The sequence below is a fragment of the Bradyrhizobium sp. USDA 223 genome (assembly GCF_044909005.1).
GTDB classification, from domain to species: domain Bacteria; phylum Pseudomonadota; class Alphaproteobacteria; order Rhizobiales; family Xanthobacteraceae; genus Bradyrhizobium; species Bradyrhizobium yuanmingense.
The window spans coordinates 1,125,543-1,142,104 of record NZ_JBIYDR010000001.1; the positions used below are offsets into that span (position 1 = coordinate 1,125,543).

The window sequence follows — 16,562 nt, forward strand, 5'->3', positions numbered from 1 at the left end:
GAGCGCGCGATGAACGCACCGACGACTGCCAACGAAGACCTGCTCTACTCCGTCACGGACGGCATCGCGCGGATCACCTTCAACCGCCCGCAGGCGCGCAACGCCATGACCTTCGCCATGTATGACCGCATGGCGGAGATCTGCGAGGAGATCAACGCCGACCGCTCGATCAAGGCGCTGATCCTGACCGGCGCGGGCGACAAGGCGTTCGCCTCCGGCACGGACATCTCGCAATTCCGCGCCTTCAAGACCGCGCAGGATGCGCTCGACTACGAGGCGCGCATCGATCGCGTGCTCGGCACGCTCGAGCAGTGCCGCGTGCCGGTGATCGCGGCGATCGCCGGCGCCTGCACCGGCGGCGGCGCAGGGATAGCGGCCTGCTGCGATCTTCGCATCGGCACCGAGACGACGCGGATGGGCTTTCCGATTGCGCGCACGCTCGGCAACTGCCTGTCGATGTCCAACATCAGCCGCATCGTCGCGCTGGTCGGTCCCGCCCGCACCAAGGATATGATCTTCAAGGCGCGCCTGGTCGAGGCGCAGGAGGCGCTGGCGCTCGGCCTGCTCAACGAAATCGTGCCTGACGTTGAGACGCTGCAGCGCCGTTCCGACGAGACTGCAAAGCTCGTCGCCAGCCACGCGCCGCTGACGCTGGAAGCGACCAAGGAAGCGGTGCGCCGCATCCGCCGCACGCTCTCGCGCGAGGAAGGCGAGGACCTGATCCTGAAAGCCTATATGAGCGAGGATTTCCGCGAGGGCATGGATGCCTTCCTCAACAAGCGGACGCCGGTCTGGAAGGGCAAGTAAGTCTCACGGGCTTTCGGCTCCGTCAGTCGAAAGTCATATGCGCGCAATTGCCCGTCTGCTTGAACTCTACAGGATTAATCCGCACTATGCAGCGATAGAATTTTCCGCACCTACAACTCAAAAAACATCAGGGGACGAAACTCGTGCGAATTCCAGTGAAAGCCCTCGGCGCTGCGACGGCGCTGTTGTTGAGTACGCCGGCCGTTGCGGCCTGGGAGCCGACGAAACCGGTGGAGATCGTGGTGGCGGCGGGCGCGGGCGGCGCCTCCGACCAGATGGCCCGGATGATGCAGGCCGCGATCCAGAAGAACAATCTGATGAAGCAGCCGGTGGTGGTCTCGCTCAAGGGCGGTGCCTCGGGCGCGGAAGCGCTGATGTACATGAAGTCCAGCGAGGGCGATCCCAACAAGGTGCTGATCGCCTATTCGCTGATCTACATGCTGCCGCTGTCGGCGAAGATCCCGTTCAACTGGCGCGAGCTGACGCCGGTCGCGGTGGTCGCGCTCGACCAGTTCGTGCTGTGGGACAACAGCGCGGGCCCCAAGACGCTGAAGGAATTCGTCGCGGCCGCCAAGGCTGCGAGCGCGCCGTTCAAGATGGGCGGCACCGGCTCCAAGCGCGAGGACCACGTGCTCACCGTGTTCCTGGAGCAGAAGACCGGCGCGAAATTCTCCTATCTGCCCTACAAGTCGGGCGGCGAGGCCGCGACCCAGCTGGTCGGCAACCACACCGAAGCCAACGTCAACAACCCATCCGAAAATCTCGAGGTCTGGCGCGCCGGCCAGGTGCGTCCGCTCTGCGTGTTCGACAGGGAGCGCATTGCCTATAGGACCAAGGTGACCGACACCCAGTCCTGGGCCGACATCCCGACCTGCAAGGAGGAGGGCGTCGACGTGCAATATCTGATGCTGCGCGCGATGTTCCTGCCCGGCAAGGTCACGCCGGAGCAGCAGGCGTTCTACGTCGATCTGTTCCACAAGGTGACGCAGACCGCGGAATACAAGGACTACATGGAGAAGCAGGCCTTGAAGCCGATCTTCCTCACCGGCAAGGACATGGTGCAGTTCCTCGAGGAGGACGATGCGCTGAACAAGTCGCTGATGACGGAAGCCGGCTTCGTCGCGAAGTAGCTGTCCCTTTTTTCTCCCTCTCCCCGTTCTTACGGGGAGAGGGAGAATTGAACGCACTCCGTCCCTAACAGTCCATGTCCCAAACCGATATCGAAATCGTCGTCGAGGATCCCACCGCGCCCGAAGACGATTCCCCTTCCGTCGTCTCTTCCGGCACGATCGAAATCGTCGTCTGCCTGCTGCTGCTCGCGCTCGCGGTCACGCTCGGCTACGACAATTGGCGCACCGGCGCGTCCTGGGACGCGACCGGGCCGGAGCCCGGCTATTTCCCGTTCTATCTCTCCGTCATTCTCGCCGGCGGCAGCCTCTACGGTCTGATCGCCGCGCTGCTTGCGCGGCGCGCCTCGTCCGGAACCTTCGTCACGCGCGCGCAAGGCCGCCGCGTGCTGGCGGTGTTCGTGCCGACGTCGCTGTTCTGCCTGGCGACGCAGTTCCTCGGCCTCTATGTCGCGAGCTTTCTCCTGATCGCGGGCTTCATGCGCCTCGTCGGCCGGATCGCGTTGTGGAAGTCGCTGCTCACCGCGTTCGCGTTCACGGCCATCATGTTCGTTACCTTCGACGTCGCCTTCGACGTCATCATGCCGAAGGGGCCGCTCGAAGCGGCCCTCGGGCGCTAGGCGGAGCCCCCGCGCGATGGAAGCTCTCGGTCTCCTGCTCCACGGCTTTGCCGTCCTGCTGACGTGGAAGACGCTCGTGCTCATGATGGTCGGGCTGGTGCTCGGCATCTTCGTCGGCGTGCTGCCCGGGCTCGGCGGCCCCAACGGCGTCGCGATCCTGTTGCCGCTGACCTTCACGATGGACCCGACCTCGGCCATCGTGATGCTGTCCTGCATCTATTGGGGCGCCTTGTTCGGCGGTGCCATCACCTCGATCCTGTTCAACATCCCGGGCGAAGCCTGGTCGGTCGCGACCACTTTCGACGGCTATCCGATGGCGCAGCAGGGCAGGGCGGCGGAGGCGCTGACTGCTGCGTTCACCTCTTCCTTCGTCGGCTCGCTGGTCGCGGTGCTCCTGATCACCTTCCTCGCGCCGATGATCTCGTCCTTTGCGCTGAAATTCGGCCCGCCCGAGTTCTTCGCGGTGTATCTCCTCACCTTCTGCTCCTTCGTCGGCCTCGGGCGCGAAGCCAAGCACAAGACCGTCATCTCGATGTCGCTGGGCCTTTTGCTCGCCGGCATCGGCATGGATACGGTGTCCGGCAGTCTGCGCATGACCTTCGGCTCGCCGGAGCTCCTGCGCGGCATCAACTTCCTGGTCGCCGTCATCGGCCTGTTCGGCATCAGCGAGATCCTGCTGACGATGGAGGAGCGCCTTGCGCTGCGCGGGCATGCGGCCAGCATCTCGCTGCGCGTCGTGCTCGGCGTCTGGAAGGATCTGCCGAAATACTGGGTGACGCTGCTACGCTCCTCCTTCATCGGTTGCTGGCTCGGCATCACCCCGGGCGGTGCGATCGCGGCCTCCTTCATGGGCTACAATCTGGCAAAACGCTTCGCCAAGGAGCCCGCGAGCTTCGGCAAGGGCCGCATCGAGGGCGTGTTCGCGCCGGAGACGGCGGCGCATGCCTCCGGCACCTCGGCGCTGCTGCCGATGCTGGCGCTCGGCATTCCCGGCTCGGGCACGGCCGCGATCCTGCTCGGCGGGCTGATGGTGTGGGGCCTCAATCCGGGGCCGCTGCTGTTCGTCGAGCACAAGGATTTCGTCTGGGGCCTGATCGCCTCGATGTATCTCGGCAACGTCGTCGGCCTCGTGCTGGTGCTGACGACGGTGCCGATCTTCGCCTCGATCCTGCGCGTGCCGTTCGCGGCGGTGGCGCCGATGATCGTGGTGTCCTGCGCGATCGGCGCCTATGCCATCCAGAACGCTATGTTCGACATCTGGCTGATGCTGGGCTTCGGCGTGGTCGGCTACGTCTTCAAGAAGATCGGCATTCCGCTGGCCCCGTTCACCCTGGCGCTCGTGCTCGGCAACCGTGCCGAGGATGCCTTCCGCCTGTCGATGATCGGCTCCGGCGGCACCTTGAAGGTGTTCTGGTCGAACGGCCTAGTCGGCTCGATCACGACCCTGGCGATTGTGCTGCTGTTCTGGCCGGTGATCGACGGCCTGCTCGGCCGTGTCGGGTTGACGCATGGGACCAAGGCGACATCGCCCTAGGGTGGTAGAGAAATATTTTTTAAATCAATGGCTTATGTCAAGGTTAGCTCTTTGATCCGGATGCCACCGCGATCTGCGATTGTTTCCGAATGTTGCCGCGGCGGCACAGCCCTTGGGTGAGGATGCGCGTATATTTCGATCACAAGATCGTGCAAGGGGGAATTCTCCATGAAGCGGATAGTGATTGGAATGGCGGCTGCGATGTCGCTGTTTGCCACGGGCGCGCTGGCCGCCGATCTCGCGGCAAAGCCGTACGTCAAGGCGCCTATGGTCGATCCGGTCTGGAGCTGGACGGGCTTCTATGTCGGCGCCAACGGCGGCTACAGCTGGGGCCGTTCGCGCACTGACGTCACCTACACCAACACGGCGACCGGTGCGGTGATCGTGCCGCCGGCCGGATCCGTCACCAACGCCTCGTTCGACATGAACGGTGCCGTCGCCGGTGGCCAGGCCGGCTACAACTGGCAGAGCGCGAATTGGGTGTTCGGCATCGAGGGCGACCTGAATTGGTCGGACGAGAGGGGGCGCGCCGGCTTCAACTGCGCCCCCACCAGCCTTGCAGGCGGCGCCTGTCTTCCGGGCCTGACCTTTCTGCCCCCCGGCGCTGCTGCCGGCACCACTCTGACGCTCGACCAGGATCTGCAATGGTTCGGCACGGTCCGCGGCCGCGTCGGCATTCTGGCGACGCCGAAAGTGCTGTTCTATGGCACCGGCGGTGTGGCCTTCGGCGAGATCAAGACCACGGGCACTATCGCCGGTTTCACGCCGGCTGGTGTCGCGGTCGCCTCGACCAGCTCTTCATCGGACACGCGCGTCGGCTGGACCTTGGGTGCCGGTGTGGAAGGCAAGATCACTCAGAACTGGAGCGCCAAGCTCGAATATCTCTATGTGGATCTCGGCCGGTTCTCGTCAGGTCCGTTCTCGCTCGCGCCGTTGCCCACGATTGCGGCCAGTGCTTCCTCTCGCTTCACAGACCACATCCTGCGCGCCGGCATCAACTATCAGTTCGGTGGCCCGGTGGTCGCCAAGTACTGAGCGACGAAGTACTGAGATCAACAAGGCGTCCAACAACAAGCAAAGCCCGGCTCGCGCCGGGCTTTGTCGTTGCAGAGGGGCCTTGAGATTCACACCACCTTCGCGTCTTTGAGCCTTCCGATCTCGTCGGTCTCGAAGCCGAACTCCTTCAGCACTTCGTCGGTCTGCTCGCCGAATTCCGGCGGCCGCGCCACCATCCTGCTCGGCGTGCGCGACAGCGTCACGGGCTGGCCGACCAAGCGGATATGCCGGCCTTCATCGTTCGGCACGTCCTGCGCAATGCCGAGATGCTTGACCTGCGCGTCCTCGAACATCTGGTCGATGGCGTAGATCGGCCCGCAGGGCACGCCGGCCTCGTTGAGCTCGCGGACCCAGGTCTCGGTCGACTTCGTCACGGTGCGCTTCTCGATCTCGGCGTTGAGCGCATCGCGATTCTTCGAGCGGGCGGGAGCCGTTGCATAGTCGGGATGAGTGTAAAGCTCGGGCGCGCCGATCGCCTGCGCGCAGCGCTCCCAGATCCGCCCGCCCGTCGTGGCGATGTTGATGTAGCCGTCGGAGGTCTTGAACACGCCGGTCGGAATGCTGGTCGGATGGTTGTTGCCGGCCTGCCTGGCGACCTCCTTCTCCATCAGCCAGCGCGCGGCCTGGAAGTCGAGCATGAAGATCTGGGCCTGCAGCAGCGAGGTCTGCACCCACTGTCCCTTGCCCGAGACCTCGCGCTCGAGCAGGGCGGTGAGGATACCCATCGCGCAAAACAGGCCGGCACTGAGGTCGGCGACGGGAATGCCGACCCGCATCGGGCCTTCGCCCGGTGCGCCGGTGATCGACATCAGCCCACCCATGCCTTGCGCGATCTGATCGAAGCCCGGCCGCTTGTGGTAGGGACCGTCCTGGCCGAAGCCGGAGATGCTGCCATAGACGATGCGCGGGTTGATCGCGGCGAGGCTGTCGTAGTCGATGCCGAGCTTCTTCTTCACGTCGGGCCGGAAATTCTCGACCACGACGTCGGCCTTGGCGGCAAGGCGCTTGAACACCGCGAGCCCGCGCTCGTCCTTCAGGTTCAGCGTCATCGCCCGTTTGTTGCGGTGCAAATTCTGAAAGTCGGAACCGCGCCGCGGCCCGCCCGGCTGCTCGCCGCCGGCATCCTCGGTCAGGGCGTCGATCTTGACGACGTTAGCGCCCCAGTCGGCGAGCTGTCGCACGCAGGTCGGCCCGGAGCGGACACGGGTCAGATCGAGCACGGTGAAGCGCGACAGGGCTTCCGAGGCATGCGGGAAGGGCATCGTGAAAGGCTCCGGGACAGGTTGCGGGCCTACCATAGTGGCCAGAGATCACGCGACAAGCCGGGCCGGTGCCGATCCCGCCTGCTGAAATGCCTTGCCTGAGGCGCTGTCTGCGAGGTTAGCGCGACAGGCGCTTCAATTCGGCCCGCGCCTGCGCGGCAAGGGGATCATCGCCATGGCGCGCAATGAAGAGTTCAAGGGCCTCCCGCGTTCCCTTCCGGCGGGCAGCTTCATATTCCTCTGCCACCGCAGCGGCAGGATCTCGCGCCATCGGCATGGAGGGCGCGCGCCCTGCCTTGCTGCTGTCGTCTGCCTTGGCCTTCTCCACCATCACGGGCAGTCCTCCGAGAGGTTGATGGGACAGTCCAGCAAGCGCAATCAAGGCGCCAAACAGGCCGGCCGGGAGTGTGCGTCGTTTCATGAAACCCTGCAAATCACGGGAGTTCCGGGAACGAAACTCTATGCTGCCGTTCCGTATGACTACGGGATTTAATGGCTAACACGGCCTTATGGGAGCAGCGCAAACGCCGCTGCCCCATTTAAACCAAACGTTTAACTCTCTAGCTAGAATCATGTGCCCCCGCGGCGAATCACACGACGCGTTGCTTGGAGAGTCCATTGGCCACCGCCGTTTATGTCAGTGCCACCAACAACGCCGAGATTGACGGCCTGCTGTCCGGCGTCAAATGGTCGGGCACGATCACCTACAGCTTTCCTGACGCGCCGAGCGACTATTCGAATCCTTATTCCGGCGGCAGCGGCGAGCCAACCACCTCGGGCTTTGCCTCGGTGCCCACGCAGATCCAGGCGGCGATCAACTACGCCGTCGGATTGATCCTGAGCTACACCAACGCCAACATCCAATATGCGGGCACCAACGGCGCCGACCTCATGATCGCGCAGTCGTCGGCCGCCAATCCGACCGCCTACGCCTACTATCCCGGCAATTATGCACCCGGCGGCGACATCTGGTTCGGGACTCAATACAATTTCTCGCTGGCCAAGCTCGGCAATTACTACTTCACCACTGCGCTGCACGAGCTCGGACACGCGATCGGCCTCAAGCACAGCCAGGAGGCCGGCGGCCCCGGCAACGTTGCGGTGCCGAGCGCGCATGACAGCAGCGAATACACCGTCATGAGCTATCGCAGCTATGTCGGCGCTTCGACCACGGGCGGCTACACCAACGAAGCCTACGGATATTCGCAGACCTACATGGCCAACGATATCCTCGCGCTCCAGACGATGTACGGCGCGGACTACACGACGCAGAGCGGCAGCACCGTCTACACCTGGAATCCGACCACGGGGCAGCAGTTCATCAATGGCGTCGGCCAGCTCGCACCGGGCGGAGGCGTCGGCGGCTCGGCCAACCGCATCTACGAGACCGTCTGGGACGGCGGCGGCACCGATACCTACGACCTCTCGAACTACACGACGAACCTGAGCATCAACCTCAATCCCGGTGCCTCGTCGGTGTTCTCCTCCGTGCAGTTGGCCTATCTCGGCAACGGCCACTATGCATCGGGCAACGTCTACAACGCCTATCTTTATAGCGGCGACGCGCGCTCCTACATCGACAACGCCACCGGCGGGTCCGGCAACGACACGATCATCGGCAACGCCATCGCCAACACGCTGAACGGCGCCGGCGGCAACGACACGATCACCGGCGGTGCGGGCAGCGATACCATCAACGGCGGCTCAGGCACGGACACCGCAGTGTATTCGGGCAGCCGGGCCAACTACACCATCTCCTACAACGCGGCGACACAGACCTTCACCCTCGTCGACCTGCGCAGCGGATCGCCTGACGGTACCGATACCGTCACCGGCACCGAATATTTTCGGTTTGGGGATGGCACGGTAGCCAGCTCCAGCCTCGTTTCGACAACGATCGAGGCGTTCGGGTCGACCAGCGTGTTCCGGTCCGGCGGCAACTATTATCTGAACAACATCTCGACCGGCACCGGCCCAACGCTGAAATACCAAGGCAATGTGGTGGACACGGCCAATTACACGACGTGGTCCGTCATTGCTGCCGAGCAGGTGTCCGGTGGCGGCTACGACGTGGTCTGGAAGAACTCGGCCAACGGGCACTACTCGGTCTGGAGCACCGACAGCAGCGGCAATTTCGTGACGACGCTGGCCGCGGCTCCCGAGGTCCTGGGGAGCGATCCGACCCTGAAAGCACTGGAGCCGACGCTGCAGCAGGATCTCAATGGCGACGGCACGATCGGAGTGCCGATTGCCAGCCCCGTCACGATCGAGGCGTTGGGATCGACCAGCGTGGTGGTGTCCGGGGGCAATTACTATCTGAATAACATCTCGACCGGCACCGGCCCAACGCTGAAATACCAAGGCAATGTGGTGGACACGGCCAATTACACGACGTGGTCCGTCATTGCTGCCGAGCAGGTGTCCGGTGGCGGCTACGACGTGGTCTGGAAGAACTCGGCCAACGGGCACTACTCGGTCTGGAGCACCGACAGCAGCGGCAATTTCGTGACGACGCTGGCCGCGGCTCCCGAGGTCCTGGGGAGCGATCCGACCCTGAAAGCACTGGAGCCGACGCTGCAGCAGGATCTCAATGGCGACGGCACGATCGGAGTGCCGATTGCCAGCCCCGTCACGATCGAGGCGTTGGGATCGACCAGCGTGGTGGTGTCCGGGGGCAATTACTATCTGAACAACATCTCGACCGGCACCGGCCCAACGCTGAAATACCAAGGCAATGTGGTGGACACGGCCAATTACACGACGTGGTCCGTCATTGCTGCCGAGCAGGTGTCCGGTGGCGGCTACGACGTGGTCTGGAAGAACTCGGCCAACGGGCACTACTCGGTCTGGAGCACCGACAGCAGCGGCAATTTCGTGACGACGCTGGCCGCGGCTCCCGAGGTCCTGGGGAGCGATCCGACCCTGAAAGCACTGGAGCCGACGCTGCAGCAGGATCTCAATGGCGACGGCACGATCGGAGTGCCGATTGCCAGCCCCGTCACGATCGAGGCGTTGGGATCGACCAGCGTGGTGGTGTCCGGGGGCAATTACTATCTGAATAACATCTCGACCGGCACCGGCCCAACGCTGAAATACCAAGGCAATGTGGTGGACACGGCCAATTACACGACGTGGTCCGTCATTGCTGCCGAGCAGGTGTCCGGTGGCGACTACGACGTGGTCTGGAAGAACTCGGCCAACGGGCACTACTCGGTCTGGAGCACTGACAGCACGGGCAACTTCCTGACCACCCTTGCCGCGGCTCCGGAAGTGCTCGGGTCCGATCCGTCTCTGAAAGCGTTGGAGCCGACGCTCCAGCAGGATCTCAACGGCGACGGCACGGTGGGCGCTGCGCCGACATCCGGCGATGGTTTCGCGTTCGATTTCACCCAAAGCGGGGCGTCGCTGACTGCTCCATCCGAGCCGCCGGACTTTATCCCGGCACCAGCCGATCCGTGGACCGCGTCGGATCAGTGGACTCCACCGGCGGACAGTCACGGCACGGCCGCAATCGACATTCCGGCCGACTTTCTCCAGGCCCGTCACGATTTCGATTTCCAGCTGACCTGAAGGCGAGGTCGTTTCCGCGAGGCTTCTCCGGCAAACATCTCTGTCTTGGTTCGCCGATGTCCCATCCTGGCGACTAAATCGCAGCTATCCGCAGTGACGGGAATGGCTAGCGAGCGGGATCAGGCGATTTCGAGCGAGTGCTTGAAGTAAGCGATCGTCTCCTTCAGCCCGTCTTCGAGCGCAACCTTCGGCTCCCAGTTCAGCACGGCCTTCGCCTTGGTGAGGTCGGGCTGGCGCTGACGCGGGTCGTCCTGCGGTAGCGGCTTGAACTCGAGCTTGGAGCGCGAGCCGGTGAGCTCGATGACCTTTTCGGCGAGCTCGCGAATCGTGAACTCGGAATTGTTGCCGAGATTGATTGGGCCGGTGACGTCTTCCCCAGTCACCATCAACCGCATGATGGCCTCGACGAGATCATCGACATAGCAGAACGAGCGGGTCTGGCCGCCGTCGCCGAACACGCTGATCGGCTCGCCCTTCAGCGCCTGGACGATGAAGGACGAGACCACACGACCGTCATTGGGCTGCATGCGCGGGCCGTAGGTGTTGAAGATGCGCGCGACCTTGATCGGCAGGCTGTGCTGGCGCCAGTAGTCGAAGAACAGCGTTTCGGCGCAGCGCTTGCCCTCGTCGTAGCAGGAACGGATGCCGATCGGGTTGACGTTGCCCCAATAATCCTCGGTCTGCGGGTGGATCAGCGGATCGCCATAGACCTCGCTGGTCGAAGCCTGGAAGATGCGCGCCTTGAGCCGCTTGGCGAGCCCCAGCATATTGATGGCGCCGTGCACCGAGGTCTTGGTGGTCTGCACGGGATCGCGCTGGTAGTGGATTGGTGAGGCCGGACAGGCCAGGTTGAAGATCGCGTCGACCTCGATGTAGAGCGGGAAGGTGACGTCGTGCCGGACCGCCTCGAACAGCGGATTTGCGATCAGATGGGCGATGTTGCGTCGGCTGCCGGTGAAATAATTGTCCGCGGACACCACCTCGGCGCCGGCATCCAGCAGCCGCTCGCAGAGGTGCGAACCGATGAACCCGGCGCCCCCGGTCACGAGGATGCGGCTGTTCCTGTAGTTTTCAAACGGCATGATCGGTTCCAGATTGTCGGCGGGGAGCAGGCTGAGTGGTATCGGCAACGGCCGGACTCGCCAATAGCCAAATGGATTTGGATGGAGGTGTTAAAGTACCCCTACTGTGCATGGGGTTGTTTTGGCACTTTTTTCAGTTGGATCCCCGCCATACGTCTAGAACTCCCGCCGCTTCAGCCAGGCCCGCGCCCCCCAATGGGCAAAGCACCAGGCCGACCGGGGCAAGGAGAGCTGCTCGACATTGCGATAGATCTGCCAGACCCATTTGGCCGAGCGCAGCGGGCGACTGGAGACCGAGGAGCCTCTGACCCGGTAGCGGGCCAGATCCTCGTTGAGGCCGTATGCGGTATGGCCGCGCTTGAGGATCGAGAGCCACAGGCAGAAATCGTCGTAGCCCTCGTTCTTCATCGCGACGGGACCTGCGATCTCGCGGTCGACCATCGCGGTCAGCGTCGCGATCGCAGTGTTCTTCAGGAGCTGCCCATAGGTGAGCGAGGCCGGCACCTCGATCAGCCGGCCAGTCACCGTGTTGGTGTCGTTGATGCGGCGAAAGGCGGTGTAGCTGAGCGCGGCCTGCTTTGCCTTTGCGAAGGCGAGCTGCCGCTCGAGCTTCTCGGGCAGCCACAGATCGTCGCTGTCGAGGAAGGCGAGATAGCGGCCCTGCGCGGCGTCGATCGCGGCCTGACGCGCCAACGCCGGCCCGCCGTTCTTCGCCTGCCGGATCAGCTTGACGCGCGGATCGCGCTCGCCGATGTCGGCGATGATCTGCGGGGTCTTGTCCGTCGAGCAGTCGTCGGCGATCAAGAGCTCCCAATCTGTGAACGTCTGGCTCTGCACCGAGCGGATCGTCTCCTCGATCAGGCCTTCGACGTTCCAGGATGGAGTGATGATCGAAACGAGCGGCATGACGGGTCCGTTCAGTTCGCGCGGTCAGGCGCGGCGATTGCGGCACGCAAGGAGGCCGCAAAGGTGTCGAGCAGCTTAGTGTCGCTGACATAGAGCTCGCCCGGATAAGACCGCCGCCAGGCCGACTCGAAATAGGGCGCGCCCTTGGCGGGATCGAACGGCCCGGCGGCGAGCGCCTCGCGCAACCGTGCGGGTACGTCGGCCAGACGATCGACCGCATAGACCAGCGGACAGGAGCGGTAGAATGCGTCGCCCATCACCACCACCGGCTTGCCGAGCAGCAGCGCTTCGGCGCCCGACTTGCTGTTGACGGAGACGACGGCAGCGGCGCGATCGAGCACGGTGTAATTGTTGGTCTGCGGCGGCAACAGCACGAAATTGTCGAACCGGCGCGCGAGCTCGAACAGGCGGGCGGCCGAGATTGCCCCGATCTGGGCAGGATGCTCCTTCACTACCAGCACATGCGAATCCGGGATCGTGCGCAGCAGGAAGTCGACGGTCGCGACCTGGTCGAGATAGTCCGGCGAGCGAAGCGTCAGCGCCATGTCGGCGGGAACGTGGAACGGATAGTAGACGAAGGGCGTTTGGGGAAGCGGCTGGTAGAGCTTGCGCAGCCGCGTCGCGTTGAGCGCCATGGCGGCATGCACCTGAGCGTGACGCAGATTGTGCCCGAATTCCTGGTGCTTGCCGAGCGCGAACTGGTCCCAGAGCTTTTCGACGAGACGATTGGCGTTGCGCAAATTGACGACCTTCTTGAAGGCCGCCGAATAATGATGCTGGTCCTTCTTGGGAATGACGATCGCGCGCTGCGTCAGCGTGTCGTCGAGATAGGCGCGGACCTCGGACGACACCGTGTCCGCCGGCGTCGGCATCACGTCGGGCGCGCCGAGCGTGTCGGGCGTGAAGTACATGCGGCCGCGAAAGAACGACGGCTCGATGAACCAGTTGCGGATGTTGCGGCGCCTTGCGGCGTAGAAGCTCGCGATCACCGAAAGAAAGCCGCCGAGCTCCTGCACCAGCTCGGCGCGCTTGCCTTGCCGCTCCAGCCGGTCGAGCAGTGTCTCCATCGCGTTGGCGTAGATCATGAAGCGGCGGCGCAAGGCGGCGCTATCGCGGATACCGAAGGTGAAGCGTTCATGGCTGAACAGGAAATTGGTTCCGTCGAGGCCGTAGGCGGCGACGCGCGTATCGAACGCGCCGCGATCGTCGGGCGAGGGGGCGGCCTTGAGGCCTTCGCGATACATGTTCGTGACCGGCACGCCCCCGGCCGCCGACATCTCGGCGCTGCGATCGTCGAAGGCAAGCAGCTCCACGTCATGGCCTGCCGCGCGCAAGCGTTGCGCTACCGGAATCCAGAACCGCGTCTGATATTCGGCAAGCGTGGTGATGAGAATGGTCGTTGCGGATGCTGTCATGGCTCTAGTGGGCGTGTTCGATCGCAATGCTCGCGAGCGGCAAGCCCGTCATCGCGCAATGTGCGCGCCTTGCCGTATATTGCGACGGGCTCGCCTGATCGTGCGCGGCGATGCGCTGAAGCAGGGGCTGGACGAGGGACGGTGCGATCCGCTTGTCGCGACGGGCGGGATTGAACTGGCTGCGCAGCCGCTCGGTGACGGCCGAGCCGAGCGCCGCGCTGGCGGCGCCCTTGATGATCTGGCCGATGCTCGGCTTGTCGCGCGTGCCCTTCATGGTGGCAAGCAGCGATACGTAGGGCCGGCGCGCGTTCGTCGCGCGCGTCAGGACGTCGGCGACGCGTTCGGCGGCTTGCCCGTCGTTCAGGTGAAAGAAGGCCTCGATATCGGCAGCGTGAACGCGGGCGAAATCGAAGGCCTCGGTCTCGCGCTCGATATGGTCGATGGCGCTGAGCAGCTCGTCGAACGAGGCGACCGGCCGGCTCACGCGTGCGGGCAGCGCGGCATGGCCGGCGGTCGTCGGCGTGTTCAGGTATTCGAGCTGGAGCGGGAGCTTGCCGAGCAGGACCGATTCGACGGCCGTTCCGCAATTGAGATGAATGACGGCGGCCGCATTGCGGATGCGGTCGAGCACGCTGCCGGTGCCGTCGATCAGGACGTTGGCGTGGCGCGAGAGCGCGCTGCGGTAGACGTCTTCACTCTCGAAGGGGTGCGGTCGCACGAGAATGTTGCGGTCGGGGCGCGCTGCGGCAAGCCGGTCGATCTCGGCGAGATAGCTCGCGAAGACCTGCTTCAGGTCCGCGATGAAGCGATCGACATAGGTGCCGTCCCAGCCGGCCCGCACCATCGCTTCGCGCTCGCCGCCCGGCTTGCCGGTGAAGCGTGAATTGACCAGTGGAAAGTTGGCGTTGACGAGCAGATAGCCGCGCGGCTCGCCGTCGAGCAGCGTGCGCCAGCGTGGGGCTGCAAAGTCGAAGCGCGGGCATCCGGTAAGGTGAAGCTGCTCCGGCTTCATCGTTTCGGCGGCGAGAAAGGCGTCGTGCAGCCGGCTGCCCCAGAAGAAATAGCCCGTCAGGATGTCCGCGTAGCCGCTGCCCTTGATGTGGGCCGCCATCGCCGGTGGCGAATTGCCGCCTTTCTCGGCGAGCACGCCGCCCTCGGTATCGAGCACGTAAAGCGCGAGGCCCGCCTTGGCGAAGCTGCGCATCAGGTCGAGATTGACGGCACGTGCGTAGTTGACGACCAGTGCGTCCAGCCCGAGCCGCGGCACGTCGACGGCCTGCTCGTACATCGGCACCAGCATGACGGAGACGCCGCGCCGCGCGAGTTGATAAGCGAGCATGACTGCCCCAGGCAGGTCACGCTTGGGGTGATCGACCACGAGGCCTATGCGCAAGATGTGAGCTCCCGGCAGATCCGCGTCAGAGCCGCATCACAGTGCGCTCGAGCTCCGTCAGGGCACCGACCGCGCGGAAGCGCGGCGGCGGTTCGGGATAAATGCGCGGCTGCTGGATGTATGTCGCCGTGTACAGCAGGCGGCTGTGTTCCGACTGGATCCGGCTTCCCATGTGCAGGCAGCGGGCTGTGTTGACGATGAAGGACGACAGGCGCGGCGCGATCATTTCCTTGACCGCATCGGGGCCGGTCTTGGCGAACACCTGGGCGTCGCTCATGTGACTCTTGAGCGTGTTGCGGAACGCCTTCGATGGCCCGGCCGGAATGAAGGTGAACGGTCCGTCCGCGCTCTCCCGAACGTCGGTCAGATAGATGAAGAGCTTGCAGACGCGCTTGTCGTCGTGATCGAGGTGCCACAATTGCGAGAAGCTCAGCGCCTGATTCGGGGTCGGTTGCGACAACGTCAATACCACGTCGGACAATTGCGGCAGATCGTGCATGAAGTCACCGATGATGCGCAGTGCAGCAGGCTGCAGGGCGTAGCGCACGAAGGGATGGTCGGTGGCAAAGGAGCCGTTGACGAGATCTTCATCCAGCAGGCTAACCCAAAAGGATTTGTGCCGTTCCTTCTGCTGGCCGACGAGCTCGTTGAGGCGCTTCACCTTGCGGTCCGCGAACGAGGCAACGGCTTCCGCGAGGCTGCGATCCACGAGCGCGGACACGTCGACATAACCATCCTCGGCGAGCTTGCGGCTCGCCTCGGACCACTCGGGCTTCGTGGGAAGCTGCTTCAGCAGTGCGACGCGCTTGCTGCGCGCAGGCAGTTGCAGGGCGGTCAGAGCCGCCTTCACCGCCCATCCGAGGTCGGTGCGGTTGACGTGCCACAACAGGCGGCGGAACTGGCTGATCTTGGCCCTCTTCGGGGTAGACTGATCGGCCGTCGTGTTGATGGTTGTCATGTGGGCTCCCAGCAATACAAAAAACCATCATTGTGGATCGTCGGCGCGAACGGCATCCGTTCTCGCGCCAGGACGCGGACGCGGCCCTGTCGCTCATACTCGTCGAGCGTCGAGAACAGCTGCGTCTGGTAGTCGACCGAACGGATATAGAGGAAGCTGACGATATCTCGCGGGCTCGAGAGATTCAGCAGCTCCGTCGTCGGCTCGATGTTGATGACGCGCTTCGGCTTCGCAGCAATGATGTTGTCCACCACCTTGCGCACGTCATAAGGGATCTGCTCGATGCAGAAATAGGTGAAGACGACCTGACCACTGATGGCGGGATAACTCGGGTCGTTGCCGTCGGTCAGGTCGATCCTGTCGAGCGAAATCCGGTCCGACAGGCCAAAATGCGCCGCGATCTCGCGGCCTGCGGCGATTCCGTTCGGTGCAATGTCGAACCCGTGCAGCTTCCAGTCGGGATGATTGAGGTGAAGCGAAAGCAGGTTGATGCCGCAGCCGGCGCCGAGCTCGACGATCTCCGTGGCGCCACCTGCGTGCCGCGCGAGCAAGTCGCCGAGGGCTCGGGCCCGGTAGCGATAATAGTCGTCGGCCGCGACCCTGCAGATCTGATTGTCCACCTTGCGAAGACCCTGCGCGGGATTCTCTGGTATCAGGAACTCGTCGATGCTGGCGGCTTTCGTCCAGCTCTTCTCGGTCAGCATTCGCAGCCAATGCGTCAGATTGTACTCGGAATCGACGACGTCTGCCGTGCGCTTCACGCGGCGCAAGGCAAGACGGCCAATGCTCCTTGCCGCGTCTATGGCATAAGTCGTGGCCTTGTCCGACAACG

At 63.9% G+C, this 16,562-nt stretch carries 14 protein-coding genes; 6 read left to right on the forward strand and 8 right to left on the reverse strand.

What is annotated here, in order from left to right:
- The first annotated feature begins 9 nt into the window (after nucleotides 1-9).
- The 5 genes from ABIA40_RS04855 (at nucleotide 10) to ABIA40_RS04875 (ending at nucleotide 5,123) form a co-directional block, all read left to right on the forward strand.
- Entirely contained in the window at nucleotides 10-807 is a 798-nt protein-coding gene (locus ABIA40_RS04855; protein WP_404539509.1) for an enoyl-CoA hydratase/isomerase family protein, read from the forward strand.
- Nucleotides 808-962: 155 nt separating this feature from the next.
- Nucleotides 963-1,937, forward strand: a complete 975-nt coding sequence (locus ABIA40_RS04860; RefSeq protein ID WP_271537272.1) for a tripartite tricarboxylate transporter substrate binding protein — start codon at nucleotides 963-965, stop codon at nucleotides 1,935-1,937.
- Nucleotides 1,938-2,011: 74 nt separating this feature from the next.
- Complete coding sequence (locus ABIA40_RS04865) at nucleotides 2,012-2,554, forward strand: tripartite tricarboxylate transporter TctB family protein (RefSeq protein ID WP_036007459.1); 543 nt, start codon at nucleotides 2,012-2,014, stop codon at nucleotides 2,552-2,554.
- A 16-nt stretch (nucleotides 2,555-2,570) separates the two neighbouring features.
- Nucleotides 2,571-4,088 (forward strand): tripartite tricarboxylate transporter permease, encoded by a 1,518-nt coding sequence (locus ABIA40_RS04870; RefSeq protein WP_271537278.1) that lies wholly within the window; start codon nucleotides 2,571-2,573, stop codon nucleotides 4,086-4,088.
- 168 nt (nucleotides 4,089-4,256) lie between these two features.
- Nucleotides 4,257-5,123 (forward strand): outer membrane protein, encoded by an 867-nt coding sequence (locus tag ABIA40_RS04875; RefSeq protein ID WP_271537280.1) that lies wholly within the window; start codon nucleotides 4,257-4,259, stop codon nucleotides 5,121-5,123.
- A gap of 89 nt (nucleotides 5,124-5,212) precedes the next feature.
- Here ABIA40_RS04875 and ABIA40_RS04880 read toward each other — a convergent pair whose 3' ends face one another.
- Entirely contained in the window at nucleotides 5,213-6,406 is a 1,194-nt protein-coding gene (locus ABIA40_RS04880) for a CaiB/BaiF CoA transferase family protein (protein ID WP_404539514.1), read from the reverse strand.
- Between the two features lie 118 nt (nucleotides 6,407-6,524).
- Entirely contained in the window at nucleotides 6,525-6,827 is a 303-nt protein-coding gene (locus ABIA40_RS04885; protein ID WP_057028692.1) for a hypothetical protein, read from the reverse strand.
- Nucleotides 6,828-7,024: 197 nt separating this feature from the next.
- On the opposite strand from ABIA40_RS04885, the gene ABIA40_RS04890 reads away from it, so the two are divergent.
- A complete protein-coding gene (locus ABIA40_RS04890) occupies nucleotides 7,025-9,976 on the forward strand; it encodes a M10 family metallopeptidase C-terminal domain-containing protein (protein WP_404539517.1) in 2,952 nt (983 codons plus the stop codon).
- 119 nt (nucleotides 9,977-10,095) lie between these two features.
- On the opposite strand, the gene ABIA40_RS04895 is transcribed toward ABIA40_RS04890, so the two are convergent.
- The 6 genes from ABIA40_RS04895 to ABIA40_RS04920 all read right to left on the reverse strand — a co-directional run bounded on the left by ABIA40_RS04895 (nucleotide 10,096) and on the right by ABIA40_RS04920 (nucleotide 16,491).
- Nucleotides 10,096-11,058: a UDP-glucuronic acid decarboxylase family protein gene (locus tag ABIA40_RS04895; protein ID WP_271537288.1), complete on the reverse strand. Its 963-nt coding sequence runs from the start codon at nucleotides 11,056-11,058 to the stop codon at nucleotides 10,096-10,098.
- Nucleotides 11,059-11,214: 156 nt separating this feature from the next.
- Nucleotides 11,215-11,964, reverse strand: a complete 750-nt coding sequence (locus tag ABIA40_RS04900) for a glycosyltransferase family 2 protein (protein WP_271537290.1) — start codon at nucleotides 11,962-11,964, stop codon at nucleotides 11,215-11,217.
- An 11-nt stretch (nucleotides 11,965-11,975) separates the two neighbouring features.
- Complete coding sequence (locus tag ABIA40_RS04905) at nucleotides 11,976-13,379, reverse strand: capsule biosynthesis protein (RefSeq protein ID WP_271537292.1); 1,404 nt, start codon at nucleotides 13,377-13,379, stop codon at nucleotides 11,976-11,978.
- A gap of 4 nt (nucleotides 13,380-13,383) precedes the next feature.
- Nucleotides 13,384-14,772: a surface carbohydrate biosynthesis protein gene (locus tag ABIA40_RS04910; protein WP_271537294.1), complete on the reverse strand. Its 1,389-nt coding sequence runs from the start codon at nucleotides 14,770-14,772 to the stop codon at nucleotides 13,384-13,386.
- Nucleotides 14,773-14,797: 25 nt separating this feature from the next.
- Nucleotides 14,798-15,730 carry a hypothetical protein gene (locus ABIA40_RS04915; protein ID WP_157285565.1) on the reverse strand — a complete coding sequence of 311 codons (933 nt, stop codon included), beginning with the start codon at nucleotides 15,728-15,730 and terminating at the stop codon, nucleotides 14,798-14,800.
- A complete protein-coding gene (locus ABIA40_RS04920) occupies nucleotides 15,727-16,491 on the reverse strand; it encodes a cyclopropane-fatty-acyl-phospholipid synthase family protein (protein WP_271537297.1) in 765 nt (254 codons plus the stop codon). Before ABIA40_RS04920 ends, ABIA40_RS04915 begins: the two co-directional genes overlap by 4 nt.
- Between the last annotated feature and the right edge of the window lie 71 nt (nucleotides 16,492-16,562).

Excerpts from the sequence above, each read along its gene's own strand:
- ABIA40_RS04855 (WP_404539509.1), top strand. The coding sequence starts at position 10 with ATGAACGCACCGACGACTGCCAACGAAGACCTGCTCTACTCCGTCACG.
- ABIA40_RS04865 (WP_036007459.1), top strand. The coding sequence starts at position 2,012 with ATGTCCCAAACCGATATCGAAATCGTCGTCGAGGATCCCACCGCGCCC.
- ABIA40_RS04870 (WP_271537278.1), top strand. The coding sequence starts at position 2,571 with ATGGAAGCTCTCGGTCTCCTGCTCCACGGCTTTGCCGTCCTGCTGACG.
- ABIA40_RS04875 (WP_271537280.1), top strand. The coding sequence starts at position 4,257 with ATGAAGCGGATAGTGATTGGAATGGCGGCTGCGATGTCGCTGTTTGCC.
- ABIA40_RS04880 (WP_404539514.1), bottom strand. The coding sequence starts at position 6,406 with ATGCCCTTCCCGCATGCCTCGGAAGCCCTGTCGCGCTTCACCGTGCTC.
- ABIA40_RS04885 (WP_057028692.1), bottom strand. The coding sequence starts at position 6,827 with ATGAAACGACGCACACTCCCGGCCGGCCTGTTTGGCGCCTTGATTGCG.
- ABIA40_RS04895 (WP_271537288.1), bottom strand. The coding sequence starts at position 11,058 with ATGCCGTTTGAAAACTACAGGAACAGCCGCATCCTCGTGACCGGGGGC.
- ABIA40_RS04900 (WP_271537290.1), bottom strand. The coding sequence starts at position 11,964 with ATGCCGCTCGTTTCGATCATCACTCCATCCTGGAACGTCGAAGGCCTG.
- ABIA40_RS04905 (WP_271537292.1), bottom strand. The coding sequence starts at position 13,379 with ATGACAGCATCCGCAACGACCATTCTCATCACCACGCTTGCCGAATAT.
- ABIA40_RS04915 (WP_157285565.1), bottom strand. The coding sequence starts at position 15,730 with ATGACAACCATCAACACGACGGCCGATCAGTCTACCCCGAAGAGGGCC.